Raw genomic sequence first — 19,603 nt, 5'->3', positions numbered from 1 at the left:
TTGTTGCCTTCTGTTTTTACAATGTCGGCTATCTTTCCCTGGAAGGCGAAAGGAAGAAGGAACATCAGAATGATGATGACTCCTACTGTGATAGCTGCGATTTTCAAACCTTTTTTCATTTGCTTCTATTTAAGAGTTTGAGATATTACAAAGAACAAAACTAATAAAAGTTTTTGATAATAAGAGATAAAGGAGAATTTTTTAGGGATTCTTATTTTTAAATTAGCGGAATCCAAAGGACGAGATTCTGGCTCAATCCGAAAACCCGTTTTAGTTCAAACTTAAATAGTTGTAGATTAAATCGAAATCAGTGGTGAACTATTACTTTTTCTTTTTCTTCAGTTCCTCTGCAATTCTCCATTGTAACGTAGCTTCCACTTCTTTTCCGGCTTTTAGCAGGGCGTCTCCGAAGAGTTCGTGTGCGCCGGCGTGTTCAGGTTTCAGGCTGGTGGCTTTGTCCAGGTCGGCAATGGCGCCTTCTGTATTTTCTGTTTTTAGCCGGAGCTTTCCGCGGTTATAGACCGCTTTAAAGTTTGCCGGATGGAGGTTGACTGCGGTGTTGAAGCAGTTTTCAGCGTCGAAGTACTCTTTGTTGTTGAAGAGCGTGATTCCTTTTCTTATCCAAGCATCTATGTAGTTCGGATCGAGGCTAAGAGCTTTGTCGTAGTTGGCAAGGGCGGCACGTACGTCGTGGGCTTGGGTGATACATTCGTTTCCCATTAACAGGTACTCGTGGGCGTATTGTCGTATACGTTCCTGTTGTTCGCGCATCTGTTCTTTGAGCTTCTTGTTCTGCTCTTTCAGTGTATTGATGATGCCGAGTTTGCGGCGGATCAAACGGCGGGGAACAGGTTTCTCAATATCGTAGCGGGAATGGATGGCACGGAAAAACTGTTCCAGACATTCTTCCATATCCCCTTTGTCGAAGGCACGTGAGGCAGCGGCATATTGCACATCGGCTTGTGCTTGTTTCAGGGCTTTGTCGATGGCTTGGCGGTTGTTGAAGCGTCCGGCAAAGTTGACGATTTCGGGACGGACGAAGACATCGGCACGGTTAACAGGCTTTTTGAGCTGGATGCCGTCCAGTGAGGTACAACGGCTAAGTGCTACGTATGCTTGTCCTCCGGCAAATACACCGCCGGTGAAGTCGATGACTACTCGGCTGAAGGTCAGTCCCTGACTTTTATGAACAGTGATGGCCCATGCTAACCGGATGGGGTATTGAGTGAAGCTGCCTAATACTTCTTCTTCTATTTCTTTTGTTTTTTCGTTGTAGTGGTAACGGATATTTCGCCATGATTCCAGTTTTACGTCACATTCTTTTCCATCGTCGGTGATGACGTAGATGGTTTCTTCTTCCTCATCAATTCCGGCGATGACACCAATCGTACCGTTTACCCATCTGCGATCGAAATCATTTTTGATGAAGATGATTTGTGCACCGGGTTTGAGTACAAGCTCTTGTGAAGTAGGCAGACTGCTTTCCGGAAAGTCTCCTTCGATAACCCCTTCAAAAGTAATGGGTTCTCCGGGGAGTTCTGCTAATTTCTTCTCATTAATGGAGTCGACCGTATCTCTTCGGGTGGCGAGTGTGATGTACATATCTGCTTCCGATTCTTCAATCTGGCTTCCGTAGCGGGTGTTGAGTAGTTGCAGGTCTGCCGCTCCAGCTGTATTGGTGCGGATATGGTCGAGGACACTGACGAATACAGGGTCTGTCTGTCGATATACTTTTTGAAGTTCGATAGAGACCAGGTCTATTTGTCCGAACACTCTGGCAGAGAAAAAGTAAGGAGTGGGATAGAAGCGGTTCAAAATTTCCCGCTCATCGTTCTTTACAACGGGTTCCAGTTGGAAGACGTCTCCTACCAATAAGAGTTGTTTTCCACCGAAAGGTTCGCGAAGATTATGTGAATAAACTCGTAAGATACGGTCGATGGCATCGATGATGTCTGCCCGTACCATGGAGATTTCGTCGATAATGACCAGTTCTATTTGTTCCAGCAACTTACGATGTGGCTTGGTGTATTTGAAAAACTCGTGAATACGGCCACGTTGGAGACTTAAATTAGGATCATCCGGCAATAGTGGATAGAAAGGTAGTTTGAAGAAACTGTGCATGGTACTTCCACCGGCATTGATTGCGGCAATCCCGGTCGGTGCAAGTACAACATGCTTTTTCTTGGTATGCTCGCAGACATAACGCAGGAATGTAGATTTCCCAGTACCGGCTTTTCCTGTCAGAAAAACCGATTGGCGGGTATATTGAATCAGATTCAGTGCATCTTGAAATGCGGCGTTATCAGTATCTACGCTCATTGACACATTGACGTATTTGCAAATTATTAAATAATTCCGAAATGTTTCATAGCCTTACTTATTCCGTCTTCGTCAATGGGAGCCGTCACATAATTGGCGGCAGCTTTCACGTCTTCTTTAGCTTGTCCCATGGCTACCCCGATGGCTGCGTGGCGAAGCATACTGATGTCGTTTCCACCGTCTCCGAATGACATCGTTTCTTCCAGTTTAATATCGAAGTAACGAATCATTTCATCAATCCCTTTCTGCTTGGTGTCTCCTTTTGCTGTAACATCTGCAAAGGCAGGATACCAGCGTCCGATTTCGCAGGTAGGGATGGACGGTCGGATTTCTTTTTCTTCTTCCTCCGTGATAAAAGGAGTCATCTGTATAATTTCCTTGCTTGTTGCTTCTTCAAAAGATACAGTAGGGATCACATTCACATGCAGAAAATCGTAGAATATCTTTTTCACCATATCATCAGGTTGGCAGACAGAGATAGTATGTTCCTCTACGAAAATGCAGGGGACGCTTTTCTTCTCACAAAAAGCCGCCATTGCTTTCACTTCTTCCTGCGGTATGGCACTTTTATAAATAACCTGTTCACCGACAAAACAATAGGCTCCGTTCATGGTTATATATCCATCGATAAGGTTCCGGTCCTGCAATTCGGAAAGGTTGTTGATAATGGCTTTCGGGCGTCCGGTAGCGATAAATATCTTTAGTCCTTTTGCGCGGGCAGCTTCCAACGCTTCGATGGTAGAAGATGGTATACGGTGAGTTTCAAAACTGACCAGCGTTCCGTCTATATCAAAAAATAAAGCTTTCGTCATAAATTCCTTTTTGAATTGAGTACAAAAGTACTACTTTTGTGGTATAAAACGAATTTATACCTGAATAATATGATAAAGCACGTGCTGACTTTACTTTTGTTGTTACAATTTTGTATATCTATCTATGCTCAGATAGAAAGAAAACGTGAATTTACGAATTTTAATAGGGGAGAAGAGCTTGTACGTTGTTTTTTTCAAGATGATAAAGGTGTCATCTGGGTTGGCACTTCTTATGGTTTGGGTATGTTTGATGGTCAGGGTGTACGCAGGCATAAAATATCGGACACAGATGGGGATTCAAAAGAAATTTCCGTCTATTGTTCTCTCAAACAAGATTCTACTCATTATTATCTGGGAACTGCAAAAGGACTTGTTCTCCTTGATCTGGAAACCGATCAATATAAATTGCTCTCTTCTTCCGACATAGCCATTAGAACTATTCAAAGAATGAATGACTCGATTATTTTATTGGGTACATTGAACGGATTGATTAAATACAACACGAAAAAAGTAACCTTTCAGTTAGTTGATAAAATACCTTATTCACCTGTAGATCCTATTGTCAGGTTGGATAGCAGCTGTTTCCTTATCACAAATTATCATGGTTTATATCTTTATGATGCGGTAACCGAAACTTATGAATCTCTCCCTATAACTTCCAAATCTTCATCATTAATACTTTCGATAGGAGTAGATACCATAAATCAATGGGCGTGGATCGGCACGGAAAATGGACTTTGCAAATATAATATTACTTCGGGTGAATTCACTAATATCACATCTTTACCCAACGCCCCTATTAAGAACATTCATATAAGTACAAATGATGTATTATGGTTAGGAACCGATAACGGACTTTATATCTATGATTGGAAGCAGGAGCGATATGAGCATATCGTGCATAGTTCCAAAAATGTGAATTCGTTGGTGAATAATATTATATGGACAGTGTTTGAGGATAAGGAACATAATATATGGTTAGGAACCGAATCGGGAATCTCTGTTTATCACAATTCACACATTGTAGATGTCTATTCATGGGATAATTTAGTTGGTTCGGACGAAGGTAATGATATTCATTGTATACATCGGGATTCACGTAATAATTATTGGTGGGGAGGTAGCAATGGGTTGGGATACTATAACCCTGTCAAAGGAAAATCGATATGGTTTAAAATGAATCAGGGAAGACATTCGATCAGTCATAATCGTATTCGAGATATTTATGAGGATTGGGATAAGGATTTGTGGGTAGCTACGGATGGAGGTATCAATCGGTTTGATTATGCAACAGAAACTTTTGAAAGTTATCAGATTGTAGATTCAACACATACACGAAATGCGAACTGGACGTACTATATCAGCGGTGATAATCACGATAATTTATATCTGGTTGCATATTGCGGAGGAGTTTTTGTGGTGAATAAGAAGAACTTACTTTCCCAAAAAGGAAAAGTGTATATAGCTGATGAAAATTATTATCATTCAGGTAGCAATGGCTTGCATAGCGATTTCGTTCAAATTGGATCGATGGATAAGAATGGTTGTCTATGGGTTTCGTCTGGTGGTCAATATCTCGATTTTATAGATTTTAGAAAGAAAGAAGTTCGTCCGTTCGCTCTTCTTGAGGAAGGGCGGCGTTTGCCGGTAGGAGAAATTAAAAAGATGCTCCATGATAAATCCGGTAATTTGTGGCTTTCCATGGGTACATATTTATGTAAGATAACTGCTGATGAACATAAAGCTGAGATTATCAGTAATTCTATATTCCATAATAATCATATTCAACTATTGGAAGATGCCGGAGAACAACTGTGGATGGTACATCGGATGGCATTTATGTATATGATAAAACTACTGGAAAGTTTGTTTATAGTGGGATTGGAGATTCTTATTTCACTTTATATTACGACGCATATTCAAAAAAAATATGGGCAGGGGGAATTGACCAATGTCTGGCATTTAAAGGAGAAGAGTTATTGGAGGGCGAGAAAAATGAAGGAAGTTTGATATTAAGTAGACTGTATGTGAATGATAAGCCTGTATATCCTCACGAGGTTTATGATAATCATGTGATAACAACTCAAAATGTAAGTTCCATAAAACAGTTACATTTATTACATTCTCAGAATAATATAGGACTTGACTTTCTGCATACCCGATATGAGGGGATTCTAAGGTCCCGTTATGTCTATAAGTTGGAAGGAGTAGATAGCGACTGGAGAGATATCGGGGATTTAGGTACACGTATATCATATAGTAATCTGGAAGCGGGAGATTATGTGTTTGAGCTAAAAGAACTTGTTCATGGCGATATCAAAGAAGATGCTGCTTATTTCCGACTGAACATTAGGATTGATAATCCCTGGTATTGGACCTATTGGGCTAAAGGCATTTATACACTGTTTGCCTGTCTTTTGATTGTATGGGTGATTAAATATTTTAGGGATAAAAATCGATTCCGTATCGAACGTATTGAAAAAGAAAAGACATTAGAACTATCCGATTTAAAAATGGAATTCCTAACCAATATGTCTCATGAACTGAAAACTCCCCTAAGTTTAATTATTAGTCCGGTTAGTAAGTTGTTGGCTGATACGAAAAATGTGCAAACCAAAGAATTACTCTCCTTAATTCATGGGAATGCTTTAAAGCTCAATAGTATTGTGCATCAGATTCTTACTATAAAAGATTGGGTGGGTGTGCAACAGAAACTTTATCCATCCCAATTGGAGTTTGTGACTTTTATAGATAGTATTGTAAAAAGCTATCAGGAAAGCATGAAGAACAAAAATATAAGTATAACCTTTCATAGTGATGTAGATAAGTGTTTTGTCGAAGTTGACATCTCTAAAATTGAGGCGGTAGTGAATAATCTATTATCAAATGCGTGCAAATTCTCAACAGATAATGGAGAGGTAAAAGTATCATTGTCATTGTTGCAGGCAGAATCCGAAGGAACTCAGAACATCTGTTTGAAGGTAATTGATAATGGGATAGGTATTCCTGCCAATGATTTACCACATATATTCGAACGCTTTTATCAAGTTTCCAAAAATCAGCCTATGAATGAAAACGGTTCGGGTATAGGGCTGTCAATAGTCAAAGACAATGTCGAGTTGCACCATGGAGCAATCCATGTAGAGTCAGAGGAGGGAAAAGGAACGTCTTTTTATGTTACTATTCCTGTGATACAGATTGGAAAAAATGTAAATGAGAATACTTCGATATTGCTGGATAAAGACGAATCGGATTGCAAAGTATTGATTGTTGAAGATAATGTGGATATCGCCCATTTCATAATGCAGAACTTGCGAGATATAGAATGTCTTGTAGCTTATAATGGGAAAATGGGGGCGGAAATGGCATTGCAATATTTGCCCGATATTATTATAGCCGACATTATGATGCCTGTTCTGAATGGCATGGAAATGACGAAGCAACTAAAGATGAATATTGCGACATCTACCATTCCGATAATCATCTTAACAGCAAAAGATGATAAGAAGACCGAGTATGAATTGTTGGCATTGGGGGTAGAGGCTTTTATTTCCAAGCCTTTTGAAATGAAAGAACTTACTATTCATATCGAGCGGATTTTGCGTAATAAATACAGATTGGTGCGTAAGTTGAAGGAAGAAGAAAAAATTTTGGAAAATAAAATGATGATCACCGAATCTGCTGATGAGAAATTCTTGAAATATATAACGGATGTGATTGAGCAAAACATATCTAATTCGGATTTGAACGTAGCAAAATTGGCGGAATTATCAGGATATAATTCAAAACAGATTTATCGTCGGGTAAAACAATTGACCGGTTATACTACGGTTGATTATATCAAAGGAATACGTATGAAAAAAGCAGCGATGCTTTTGTCTCAAAAACAGTTTATGATTTCAGAAGTTATGTATATGGTAGGTTATTCCGATTCTTCATATTTCTCTAAATGTTTTGTAGAAAAATACGGGAAAACACCCAAGCAGTATATGGAGAGCAAATAATGAATTTACAGTGGTTTTATCTTAATAAAACGGTTGATTTCAGCGACTAGTCTTGCCTGCTAATATGTTGAACAATATGGTTGTCTATTTTTTATCTTTGTGTGTCCTTTTTCTTTTGTTTATTTTCATTTTGTCTTGTTATGATTTCATTTTCTCTTTCTCGTTAATATCCTTTCTGTTCTATATTTGCAATGTAATTTTTAAACTAAAATACAAATGAAAAGACACAGATTATTTTCACTTTGCATGAGTGGGCTTTTATTAGGTAGCATCATGCCGGTTGAAGCATTTTCAACAACAGGAACTGAAATTCAACAACAAGTTAGTTCAATTAAAGGGCAGGTTGTAGATTCTAATGGAGCACCTCTTATTGGTGTAAATGTATCCATTAAAGGTAAAACTTTGGGTACTATAACTGATATGGATGGTGCTTTTATTATGAATGCGAATATCGGTGATAAATTAGTATTCTCTTATATAGGATATGAAACTCAAGAAGTTATTCTGAATAGTAAAAAAGCGTTGAGAATTGAATTACATGAGGATACTAAAACTTTAGATGAGGTAGTAGTTATCGGTTATGGAACATCGCGCAAGAAAGATATTACCGGTGCGGTTGCTTCAGTGAAAGCTGACGAACTGAATGTTGTGAGTTCTTCCAGTGTGAGTCAGATGCTACAGGGAAAAGTGACTGGTATGAGTGCTATTCAAAGTTCTGCCCAACCGGGTGCCAGTATTTCCATTAATATTCGTGGCGCAGCTTCACCAAGCGGAAGTAATTCTCCTCTCTATGTGGTGGACGGTGTACCTTTGCAGAATAACACAACAGCAGATCCGGGCCTTGAATCAGGAACTTATGACTACAAAACAGGAGTAGATCGTGACCCGTTGAACAGTATTAATCCGAGTGATATTGAAAGTATTGAAGTTCTGAAAGATGCTTCAGCAGCTGCAATTTACGGTGCTTCAGCTGCCAATGGGGTAGTTTTAATAACTACCAAAAGCGGTAAATCCGGTAAACCGAAAGTGGAATACAGAAGTACATTCACAGCACAACTCAAAAAAGATTATCCCGAAGTGATGGGGGCACGCGATTTTCGTGAACAAGCTAATTTGTGGACAAAAGAATACTATCTTTATAGTAATAAGATGGGAGTATATGGTGAAAATCCAATAGACTTGAGCGGATACAATCCTATCTTTAAAAGTGTAGATGACTATGCTACCGATACTAACTGGATGGATGAGGTTACAAGAAGCGGATATATTATTGATCAGAATATATCTGTTAATGGCGGTACTGATAAAACTAAATATTTCTTTTCATACAATTTCTATGATAATGTCGGAATGCTAAAACAGTCAGGATTGTCACGTCATAGCATCCGCATGAATCTTGATCAGGAGTTTACGAAGATATTTAAGGCCGGCATCAAAATGAGTTATTCTAATGTGAAGGCAAACAGTACATCCGTAGGTTCTGCCGGTAATGGTGATAATATGATATTGAACGCTTTACGTTATGCTCCGGATATACCGGTGAAAGATGAAAACGGAAATTATACCCGGTCTTATAATAAGTTAATCAACAACCCGGTATCTTTTACTGATATTGAGGATAAGACTACGACAGAACGCATTTTTATAGCACCGACTTTTGAATTGAAACTGTTCGATGGATTATCTTTGCGTGGGGTAGGCGGATATGATAGTCAGTCAAGTTCACGCGAGTTCTATCTTCCTGTGTCAGCGTTAAATACTACAGTTCCGGAAGGGCAGGCGCAGTTAAGTTATGCGAGAGTTGTGAATATAAGTGCAGAAGCATTTCTGAATTACGATAAGACCTTCAATGAAGTACATCGTGTTTCCGGTGTGTTAGGTGCAGGCTATTATAAGACTACCAGTAACGGATTCGGTTTATCAGCCATGGACTTCTTTACCGATGCCTTTGGATATAATAATGTGGGTATAGCCAGTGATAAAGAAAAGGAGAAGGTTCGTTCGTGGAGAAATGAGCGCATTAAATTATCACAATTTCTTCGTTTGAATTATTCATTGATGGACCGTTATATTTTCACTTTCACAGCCCGTCGGGATGGTTCCAGTTACTTTGCGGAAAATAACAAATGGGGTATTTTCCCAAGTTTCTCTCTGGCTTGGCGAATTAATGAAGAAGCTTTTATGAAGGATAAAACTCCTTTTAGCGACTTGAAACTTCGTGTCGGTTATGGTGCGGTAGGTAATGAAAATGTATTGGGAACCAACTCACAGTCATTGTATCAATCCGGATACAATTATTTGATAGGAAGTTCCATGCATACAGGATTGGCATTGACTCAGATACAAAATCCGAATTTGAAATGGGAAACCAATTATACCCTTAATGTTGGCATTGATTACGGATTGTTCAACCAACGTATCAGCGGTTCTATCGAATTCTTTCATCGCGGAGTAAAGGATTTGCTTGATTATCAGCAGCTTCCTTCGAATAATGCAGTAGGGCGTGTTGCTGCTAATATAGGTGAAACAAAGAGTCAGGGATTTGAGTTCTCTTTACGCAGTGACAATTTGACTTCCAAAAACTTGAAATGGGAGACTACGGTCAATTTATCATATTTCAAGGCCAGTTGGGTAAAGCGTAATCCGGAAGTAGCGTTGGCCGATTATATTGGTGAGAAAGATGAGATAGATGCCATTTATGGTTGGAAAACAGATGGTATTATTACATCAAACGAAGATATTCCTGCTTATATGCCGAATGCAACAATGGGTAATGTCAAATACGTAGATGTAAATGGAGACAATGTTCTGGATTCTAAAGATGTAGTGAAGTTAGGCAATACTACTCCTCGCTGGTATGCAGGATTGGGTAATACTTTCAGCTATAAGGGATTTGATTTGAACTTTTATTTTTACGGAGCATTTGGCTACAAGAAATGGAGAGGACAAGTACCTGATACCGGAATAATCGGTAATAATGGTACGGCGGCTGGCAATACCTATAAGACAATAATAACAGATGTGTGGAATAGCCAGACAGGAAATGGATGGATGCCAGGTATCGCTACTAATGTGTATGACAGTTCGAATCCTTCAGGCAGGAATGATTTTCATTTAATGAATGGCAGCTATGTAAAGTTGAAAAACATAACTTTAGGATATACATTGCCACAGTCTGTGTTTACAAAAAGTAAATTTATACGTGGCGCGCGTTTCTTTGTGGATGCGCAGAACATAGCGACATTTACAGGATATAAAGGTTTTGATCCGGAACTGGGCACAGACAATCCATATCCCCAAGCTTTGTCTTTGTCTTTCGGATTTAATTTAAATTTCTAGTTATTAATTAGTTAACTCGTATATTATGAATAAGTTTTTTGCATATATAATTTTAGGTGTAACCTTGTCCGGAGCAATGTTGACCTCTTGCGATGACCTTTTAGAGACAAAGAATTTCACAGATATGTCTCCTTACAATTTCTTTAAAAGTGAAGGAGATATGGATGCGGCGGTAACTGGAATCTATCTACCTTGTACTACTAATTGGGGGTATAGTGACGGTGGAACGGGCAAATGGTATAATGCTTTGTTCAATGCGGATATTAATGCCTATTATCCGGCAGGTATGGTCACTACTGATATTGTCCGTCATTACACCAGTCATACTTATGATGAATTTAATGTTGGTCCTTCTACTGGTGGAGCTATTGATAATACCTATAATATCATCCGTTTTGTAGCGCGTGCCACTGATATTATAGATCAGATAAGCAAAAGTAGCGGTGCTACGGAAGATATTCGCAATCGTTATATAGCTGAAACAAAGACCCTTCGTGCTTTTTATATGTTTACGCTTCTTGATTGGTTTGGACCGGTTAACGTAAAATTGGATCCGGCAACATTGATGGACAATACCATATTGCCACGTCCGTCTATTGATGAATATGTGGGATATATTGAAAAAGATTTGAACGATGCAATTAATACTTCTTCTTTTCCTGATAAATATAATGATGATGCGGACAATTGGGGACGTATGTCCAAAGCCATAGCTTATGGAATTGGAATGAAATTATATATGCATCAAAAACAATGGGAGAAGGCGAAAGAAGCAACCGAGCAACTAATGAAGATGGGATACTCTATTATTCGAAACTATGAAGATTTGTTTAATAATTCCTGTACTGCAGAGCATATTTGGTCTGTTCCTGCAAATTCAGCATCTGATAATTATTATGTAACCGAAGTTTTGCCAAGCGATTTTAAGCGTGGTTACAATCATCTTGGAAGTTCATATATGCGTGGAAATAATGATGCATATTATTCCGGTTGGCAAGTATTCTGTATGCGTTGGGATTTTTATGATACATTCTCTGACGATGACGTTCGGAAAAAGACTATTCTTTGCCAGTATGATACAAATGATGGTGAATTAAGAACTCGTAGCAATGGAATGGTAGGAGCAATACCTCTTAAATTTACAGACACTCAGTTTGCTAATTATGGTATTCAGAAAGCCCAGCCGATATTGCGCTATGCCGAAGTTTTGCTTTCGTATGCTGAAGCTGTAAACGAATTGAATAATGGTCCCACAAGAGATGCCATTGATGCGGTGAAACAGATAACTGATCGGGCAGGTGTCACTATACCGGCTTCCGCTACTTCCAGTAAAGAAGCATTCCGTGATTATTTATTGGAAGAACGGGGACGCGAGCTTTTCTGTGAAGGTCAGCGGCGACAAGATTTAATTCGTCATGGAGTCTATATCAGCCTAGCTCGTGAACGTGGAAATAATGCTCAAGATTACCAAGTCTTATTCCCTATTCCACAGTCTGTTATTACCGAGGCTGGAGGAATAGTGGAACAAAATCAGGGTTATACGAAATAAAAATGTGTTGTGTACAAATATCTTCCTTTTTGATACATAAATTAGATTGGAAGATATTTGTTTGTAATCGTTAGAGTCCTTTAACCGGATTCGTTTTCATAAAATATTGGACTGATGAAGAATATATTAATTACAACACTCCTTCTGTTTGCTTCTATATTGTCAGTAGGTTGTCATAAAGATGCCCAGGACCGAAATTGCATTAATTTTGAAGAATTTAAGAATCCCACCGCAGAATATAGAGCTTCATTGTTTTATTCTCTGAATGATAGCTTGTATCCCGATTTAATTCGCAAACAAATTAAGGAGTTTGCAAAAGGAGGTATCGGGGGAGTGTTCTTTCATGCTCGTGAGGGTTTACTTACTCAATATTGGGGAAATGACTGGTGGGAAGCCATCGATGCCGGTGTAAATCAATGCGTGAAGAGTGGAGTAAATCCATGGTTTTATGATGAGTATAAATGGCCAAGCGGATATGCCGGGGGATATGTGCCACGCAAAAGTGAAGAGTTTCGCGGGCACTATCTTGCACGTATTTCAAAAAATGCCCCTATTCCCGAAAATGGAGTTCTGGTGAGCAGTGACAGTATTTACAACTATGTTTGTATGACAGCGGAATTTGGAAATCTCTGGCTCAACGGCACTTGTAAAGTGGATTATTTGAATCCTACGGCAATCCGTGAATTTGTCGCACACACCTATCAGACTTATGCTGACCGTAATAAGCAAAAATATAATCATGCGGTCAAAGGCATCTTCTTTGACGAACCCGATATCCAGCCGGAAACAAATGGAAAGCGTTATGATGGTGTCATTAGTTATTCTCCGGCTTTCCGAGAAACTTTCAATGAAGTAAAAGGATACGATATTGCGGATTATTTTAGATCTCTCTTTGAGGAAAAAGGTGATTTTAGGAAGATTAGGCTGGACTTCTGGCAAATAGCTGCTATGCAGTATGAAAAGTCATTTGCGGGTCAGCTAGGTGATTTTTGCAATCGTAACGGATTGACATTGACTGGACATTTCTTTCCGGAAGAGACTTTGTCGGGATGTCAAACCGGCATTGGTAATTTGATGCGTCAGCTAAGGAATGAAGGGATGCCGGGCATGGATCATTTGGAATTAAGAGTAGCTGGCGGATTAAATGTGGCCAAGAGTGTTTCAAGTGTGGGCAACCAGTATGGTAAAGAGCGTCGGATGAGTGAGTTGTTCGGTGTTTCCGGTCAGAATATGAATTTTGAAGATCAGAAATGGATTGCCAATTGGCATATTGTATTAGGTGTTAATTTCTTTGTGGAGCATTTGGCCTTGTATAGTATGCGTGGTGAACGTAAACGTGATTATCCGCCGGTTTTGTCTTATCAGCAACCGTGGTGGGAGCAATACAGATACATTCAGGATTATATGGGGCGGCTCTGTTACTTGAGTACTATCGGCAAATATGCAGCTAAAACCTTATTACTGGTTCCATTGGAAAGTATGTATATTGCTGTTCAAGAAGAAAGAACGAAACTGGAAAAAGATTATTATTCTACGATGGAAAATATGATGAGAGTTCATTGCGATTTTGATTTAGGAGATGAACAGATTATCGAAGAAATAGGATATAACGAGAAGGGGGTATTGAAAATAGGTGAAATGGAATATAATACGATTGTGATACCGGAATTGCTGACTCTCAGGAATAGTACAATACAGAAATTGTTAGACTTTGCCCGTAGTGGAGGTAAGATATTAATCTTGAATGGATATCCTCGTTATGTAGATGCGGAAGAAAATACATTGTTATTGGATGAATTGAAACAATTATCGACTTTGCTTGTGAATGATTCAAATACGCTTAAAGAAAATCTCGATGTTCTTACTGTTTCTCACACTATGGATGCAGAAATATATACTCAGAAGCGGACCACACCTATGGGAAATATGTATATGTTTACAAATATTAGTAGAAAAAAGACGGAAAAGGTTACATATACTATAAACGGTGACGAGAAGAATCCGGTTGTTTGGAATCCATCTACTGTAAAGACCTATAAAGCAGTACCGGATAATGCAGGAAACATCGAACTGGAATTGGAGCCTGCCGGCTTCCTTATACTTACGACGGGCGGCTTATCGGAATCGTCAAATGCAAGTGACATATATCGTTTGTCAGGGAAGATGCACCCTTGTGCTGTCTTGGAACAATACTGGCAAGGGCATAAATTGAGTCCGAATGCTCTCACATTGGATTTTGCTACTTATTCAATCAATGGTTCCACTATTTCTACGCAGCCTGAGCCTCTGATTGCTATCATGAGGCGAATGTCCGGGAAAGGAGAGAATATTCCTATGCAATTACAGTTTAAGGTCAATATAGAAGATATCCCAGAGAATTGTGAACTTGTTGTGGAACGTCCTCAAATGTATAGCGATATAAGTGTAAATGGTAGAGAAGTCACAGGTTTCGGAGATGCATATTATCGTGATGTGTTTTTTTTAAAGTCGCAGAACATTGCTCCCCTGTTGCAGAAAGGGAATAATACAATTCAGTTATCGTTGAATTTTATTGCCCCCAATCCTACTGATACAATGAATGCTCATCGTTATGGTACAGAACTGGAAAGCATCTATTTGATTGGTGATTTTGCAGTCCGTGCAGCATCACAAACTCTTAGTCAGTGGGATACAGAAAAGAATGCAACCCAGACTTTTATAGCCAAGCCAGTACATCGGCTCAATCAATTTTCGTTAGTGAAGGAGCCCGAAGTATTTAGTGGTGATATAGCCACAGAAGGCTATCCTTTTTATGCTGGACAATTTGTCTTAAGTAATTCTTTTGAATTGCAGAAGAGAGATGCGGGAAAGCGATATTACATCAATATTCCGTTAGCAGAGGCTGTTGTGTATGAATTGCGTTTCAATGGGAAACAATTGGAACCACGTATGGCTTCTCCATTCGTATGGGATGTAACCGATTTTATAGTTGAAGGGAAAAATATGTTGGAGTTTACATTGACAAACTCTTTGCGTAATTTATTAGGTCCTCATCATCATAAAGGTGGAGAACTGAAAGGGGTATCCGCTCTTAGCTTTGTGGGAACAGGAGGCTGGCCACATGGGGAAGGAGACAGCGACTGGCATAATCTTCGCTTAGACAAACATAATGAGTTGCGTATTTGGACAGATGATTATTATATGATACCTTTCGGGTTCATAGACCCTGTACAAGTCTGTATCTCAACAGAATGAATCATTACTCATGATTTTATCATTAAACAACAGAATATAGTATGAAATATCTAATACCAAAATTACTGCTAGTTTTTATAAGTTTATTAATCAGTACCTATAGCTGGGCACAAAAGGAGTATTCCGTCCTTTTGCCAAAGGACCGTGCATTAATGGAAGAACATTTGAAGCAAGGTTCTCACACTTCACCTTCCGGTCATACTTTTTCTCTGAATAGTTTGTATTATACGAAAGATGGTCAGCCTTGGTATCCGGTAATGGGCGAAATTCACTACGCGCGCATACCTCAAACCGATTGGGAAGAATCCATATTGAAGATGAAAGCTTCCGGAGTGACGGTGATTGCAACTTATGTCTTTTGGAATATGCACGAAGAGGTAGAAAACGTCTATACATGGGACGGTAACAGTAATCTTCGTCATTTTCTGAAACTATGCCGCAAACATGGTATGTACACGTGGCTGCGCATCGGTCCGTGGTGTCACGGAGAGATTCGAAATGGAGGTTTCCCGGATTGGTTGATGCACACAGAAGGAGGGCTGCGTAGAGACAATCCCCTTTATCTGAAGCATGTGGAACGTTTCTTTACTGAAATTGGGAAACAGGCCGAGGGACTTTATTTCAAGAATGAGGGTCCAATCATCGGTGTGCAAATAGAAAATGAATACCGTTTCAACAATAAAGCCGGATTGAATCATCTGCTGAATCTGAAGCGGATGGCTATTCAGGCGGGTATGGATGTACCTTATTATACGGCAACAGGCTGGCCAAAGGGCGATTTGAAGCAGACCGAACTGATTCCCGTATGGGGCGGTTATCCCGAAGCACCGTGGAATTCGAGAGTGACAGAATTGCCTTTGTCGAGGAATTACCTGTATAGTTCGTGGGCGAATGACCCTTCTGTTGGTGCCGATTTGCTGGGAAAGCAAGAAGATACTACGGCCGACGGACTTCAATATCCTTACAGTACTGCCGAGATGGGTGGCGGCAATCAGATCACTTACCATCGCCGCCCAATTATAACTGCCAAAGATGTGGTAGCACAAAGTTATGTCAAAGTAGGTTCGGGGGCTAACATGATGGGGTATTATATGTATCACGGTGGTTCCAACCCCATCGGAAAGTATTCTACGCTCCAAGAATCGAAAGCTACGAAATACCCCAATGATTATCCTGTCATTAATTACGATTTCAATGCTCCGATAGGCGAATACGGTCAATTGAACGAATCATATTATGACCTGAAAGTACTTCACGCTTTTCTGGACGATTTCGGATCGCATCTGGCAACAACCATCCCCACTTTCCCCGATCGGCATACGTTGCAACCGGAAGATAATGAAAACCTGCGAATGAGCGTTCGCAGTCATGGTAACAGCGGCTATGTCTTTATCAACAACTACCAGCGTTTGTTGGAAATGAAGGAGTTGAAAGACATCCGTATCCGCATTCAACAGCAAGACGGTGCCGAACTTGTTTTCCCGCAACTGGATATCGCATCCGGTGAACAACTGATTATGCCTTTCAATATAGACATAAACGGGCATCTGCTGCATTATGCAACAGTACAACCACTCTATGTCTTAAAGAACAAGATACCTACATACGTTTTTTTTTCTCATACAGGTACAGCTTCCGGATTGAGATTCTTCGCCAATAACCTGAAGAAAATCACGCTCGACGGTCGTAAAATAAATAAAGCAGAGGGCGCATATACCTTGAATTGCGATCCGGAAAAAGAACATCAAATTCAGCTCACGGCATCAGACGGCAAGAAAACAATGATTTTATTATTGACTTCTGAGCAAGCCCGCAAAAGTTGGAAGATACAGCAAGGAGGCGAAGAGTTTTTGTGCATCACTTCCTCGCAAATCATCCCTTCTAAGGAAGAAATTATCATTCGGAATGTAGATAAGACTCAATTTGAAATGAGGATATATCCTGCAAACACCCGTTGGAATGTAGAAAATGGAAAGTCTGTAAAGACTCAAAAACAGGGGAAGTTCCTGACTGTACGTTTTGAAACACTGGGGGTATCCTTACAGGCTACTTGTCAAAAAGAACAGAATCCTGAATCTTTCATTCCCCGCCGGCCATTGCTTCCCGAAGACAACCGCCGGGAGAATACACCGGCAAACTGTCCGGGGCCTCAGTATTTCGTAAACTTTAAGCCTGTCCCTTCTTCATTGTACTATACCATCCGAACGCCCCAACTTCCTGCTTCGATGAAGAATGCCTATATGCTTATAGACTATACCGGTGATACGGGTTCATTGTATGATAAAGGTGAGCTTATTGCCGACGACTATTATTGGGGTGGCCCGATGATGTTCGATTTGGGCAGAATGAAACAGGCGGGTAATAAGAAATACTTGTTGCAAATCATACCTTTTGCTCCCGAAGTGAAAATTTATCTGGACCCTTCGGTTAAAAAGAATCTTGACTTATCTTTGCAAGGCGTCCGGTCTGTCCGCATACTGCCGGTGTATGAACTGAAATTAACTATAATCAAATAACCAAATACGTTATGAAAATGAGAACGCACATTTGTCTTTGGGCATGCTATGTATTACTGTTTTTTTTCTCCGGCACATTGACTGCACAACCCAAATGGATTACGGCCGATGAGGAAACGCCCAATCAGCCTAATACTTGGATTGCTTTCAGAAAAGACATCACATTGAACAAAGTTCCTTCTGCCGTTATTACTCAAATTGCGGCAGATACAAAATACTGGCTTTGGATTAATGGAGAAATGGTGGTTTTTGAAGGAGGACTGAAAAGAGGTCCCAATCCCAACGACTCTTATTATGATGAATTGGATCTCTCTTCCTATCTGAAAAAAGGAAAGAATCAGATAGCCCTGTTACTTTGGTATTTTGGAAAGGAAGGTTTTTCTCACAAGGACAGTGGTAAAGCCGGACTAATTTTTAATATGCAGGCCGGAAAAAACCGGATCGTCAGTGACAGCTCATGGATAAGCAGGATTCATCCGGCTTACGAAACAGCTTTGGAGCCAGCACCCAACTGGCGATTGCCCGAGTCCAACATCCGTTTTGTTGCAGAAAAGGATTTAGCTGGGTGGCAAACGGCGGTATACGACAAAGCTCCCGGATTCACCCCTTCAAAAGAAATCGGTGTTTGGGGCGATGCACCTTGGAATGCGTTAATAAAACGACCCATCCCTTTTTGGAAAGATTTTGGCATAAAAGAAGCCCGCTTTGAGAAACAGGTCACGGAAAAAGAAGTGGTCTATACCGCTTATTTGCCTTACAACATGCAGATGACGCCTATCATTGACGTAACCGATAGCAAAGGAGGAACAATGCTTTTTATTGAAACAGACCATTTGAATGGGGGACGACAAATTAATCTTCGCGCTGAATACGTCACCGATAAAGGCAACCGTGAATATGAATCATTAGGCTGGCTCAACGGACAGAAAATTATAATCAGACATGACAAGACCTCCGATGTCCAAATCAATAAAATCAGCTATCGGGAAACCGGATATGATGGAACTCCTGAAGGAACTTTCTCGTGTGATAATGATTTCTACATGAAATTCTGGAAGAAAGGTCTGAGAACTCTCTACGTCAATATGCGGGATACTTATTTCGACTGTCCGGACAGAGAGCGCGCGCAGTGGTGGGGCGATGTAGTCGTATTAATGGGAGAGAGCTTTTATACGTATTCCACTTCCACTCATGCTTTGATGAAGAAAGCCATCCACGAACTGGTTAATTGGCAAAGAAGTGACAGTACGCTCTTCTCTCCGGTTCCTGCCGGCAATTATAAAGACGAACTGCCTGCACAGATGTTGGCAAGTGTCGGTCAGTATGGATTCTGGAATTATTATATGAATACCGGCGACCGGCAGACTATCGCCGATGTTTACCCTCATGTGAAGAAATATTTGGGAGTATGGAAACAGGATGCTACCGGGCTGACGGAATACAGAGCCGGAGGATGGTCATGGGGTGATTGGGGAAGAAATATAGATATTCGCCTGTTACTGGCAAGCTGGCATTATCTCGCTTTAAAGAGTGCTGCACAAATGGCGGAACTGTTGGGATATCTGGAAGATGCAGCAGGCTACAGGACAATCATGGAAACGGTGAAACAGGCATATAATAAGTGTTGGAACGGGTACGCTTACCGCCATCCCCAATATCAAAAGGAAACGGATGATCGTGTACAAGCGATGGCTGTGATTTCCGGCATTGCAGATAAGGATAAGTATGGCCGTATATTCAACGTGCTGAAAGAACAGTGGCATGCCAGTCCTTATATGGAAAAATATGTGATGGAAGCCCTCTTTCAAATGGGACACGGAACGTATGCCC

9 protein-coding genes are annotated in these 19,603 nt (G+C 40.2%); 7 read left to right on the top strand and 2 right to left on the bottom strand.

What is annotated here, in order from left to right:
- Positions 1-321 precede the first annotated feature (321 nt).
- Positions 322-2,319, bottom strand: a complete 1,998-nt coding sequence (locus PHT93_RS13110; protein WP_300243762.1) for a tetratricopeptide repeat protein — start codon at positions 2,317-2,319, stop codon at positions 322-324.
- A gap of 26 nt (positions 2,320-2,345) precedes the next feature.
- Positions 2,346-3,131 (bottom strand): Cof-type HAD-IIB family hydrolase, encoded by a 786-nt coding sequence (locus PHT93_RS13105; RefSeq protein ID WP_300243760.1) that lies wholly within the window; start codon positions 3,129-3,131, stop codon positions 2,346-2,348.
- 69 nt (positions 3,132-3,200) lie between these two features.
- Between PHT93_RS13105 and PHT93_RS13100 the strand changes: the two genes are divergently transcribed.
- The 7 genes from PHT93_RS13100 to PHT93_RS13070 all read left to right on the top strand — a co-directional run.
- Positions 3,201-5,141 carry a two-component regulator propeller domain-containing protein gene (locus PHT93_RS13100; RefSeq protein ID WP_300243758.1) on the top strand — a complete coding sequence of 647 codons (1,941 nt, stop codon included), beginning with the start codon at positions 3,201-3,203 and terminating at the stop codon, positions 5,139-5,141.
- Entirely contained in the window at positions 5,138-7,135 is a 1,998-nt protein-coding gene (locus tag PHT93_RS13095) for an ATP-binding protein (RefSeq protein WP_300243755.1), read from the top strand. The genes PHT93_RS13100 and PHT93_RS13095 overlap by 4 nt, the downstream gene beginning before the upstream one ends.
- Before the next feature lie 216 nt (positions 7,136-7,351).
- The gene (locus PHT93_RS13090; RefSeq protein ID WP_300243752.1) at positions 7,352-10,474 is read left to right on the top strand and encodes a TonB-dependent receptor; all 3,123 of its coding nucleotides are present in this window, start codon (positions 7,352-7,354) and stop codon (positions 10,472-10,474) included.
- A gap of 25 nt (positions 10,475-10,499) precedes the next feature.
- Complete coding sequence (locus PHT93_RS13085; RefSeq protein ID WP_300243749.1) at positions 10,500-12,023, top strand: RagB/SusD family nutrient uptake outer membrane protein; 1,524 nt, start codon at positions 10,500-10,502, stop codon at positions 12,021-12,023.
- Between the two features lie 114 nt (positions 12,024-12,137).
- The gene (locus tag PHT93_RS13080) at positions 12,138-15,257 is read left to right on the top strand and encodes a glycosyl hydrolase (RefSeq protein ID WP_300243746.1); all 3,120 of its coding nucleotides are present in this window, start codon (positions 12,138-12,140) and stop codon (positions 15,255-15,257) included.
- A 152-nt stretch (positions 15,258-15,409) separates the two neighbouring features.
- Positions 15,410-17,773, top strand: a complete 2,364-nt coding sequence (locus tag PHT93_RS13075) for a beta-galactosidase (protein ID WP_300243744.1) — start codon at positions 15,410-15,412, stop codon at positions 17,771-17,773.
- 17 nt (positions 17,774-17,790) lie between these two features.
- A partial coding sequence (locus tag PHT93_RS13070) for a glycoside hydrolase (RefSeq protein WP_300243742.1) occupies positions 17,791-19,603 on the top strand: 1,813 nt, incomplete at its 3' end.

The organism is Massilibacteroides sp., from assembly GCF_028705895.1.
Taxonomy (GTDB): domain Bacteria; phylum Bacteroidota; class Bacteroidia; order Bacteroidales; family Tannerellaceae; genus Massilibacteroides.
The sequence above is the reverse complement of the archived record's forward strand: the minus strand, read 5'-3'. Positions and strand labels throughout refer to the sequence as shown.

What these genes read in the sequence shown, in the direction of transcription:
- PHT93_RS13110 (WP_300243762.1), bottom strand. Translation starts at nt 2,319, where the DNA reads ATGAGCGTAGATACTGATAACGCCGCATTTCAAGATGCACTGAATCTG.
- PHT93_RS13085 (WP_300243749.1), top strand. Translation starts at nt 10,500, where the DNA reads ATGAATAAGTTTTTTGCATATATAATTTTAGGTGTAACCTTGTCCGGA.
- PHT93_RS13100 (WP_300243758.1), top strand. Translation starts at nt 3,201, where the DNA reads ATGATAAAGCACGTGCTGACTTTACTTTTGTTGTTACAATTTTGTATA.
- PHT93_RS13080 (WP_300243746.1), top strand. Translation starts at nt 12,138, where the DNA reads ATGAAGAATATATTAATTACAACACTCCTTCTGTTTGCTTCTATATTG.
- PHT93_RS13105 (WP_300243760.1), bottom strand. Translation starts at nt 3,131, where the DNA reads ATGACGAAAGCTTTATTTTTTGATATAGACGGAACGCTGGTCAGTTTT.
- PHT93_RS13075 (WP_300243744.1), top strand. Translation starts at nt 15,410, where the DNA reads ATGGAAGAACATTTGAAGCAAGGTTCTCACACTTCACCTTCCGGTCAT.
- PHT93_RS13090 (WP_300243752.1), top strand. Translation starts at nt 7,352, where the DNA reads ATGAAAAGACACAGATTATTTTCACTTTGCATGAGTGGGCTTTTATTA.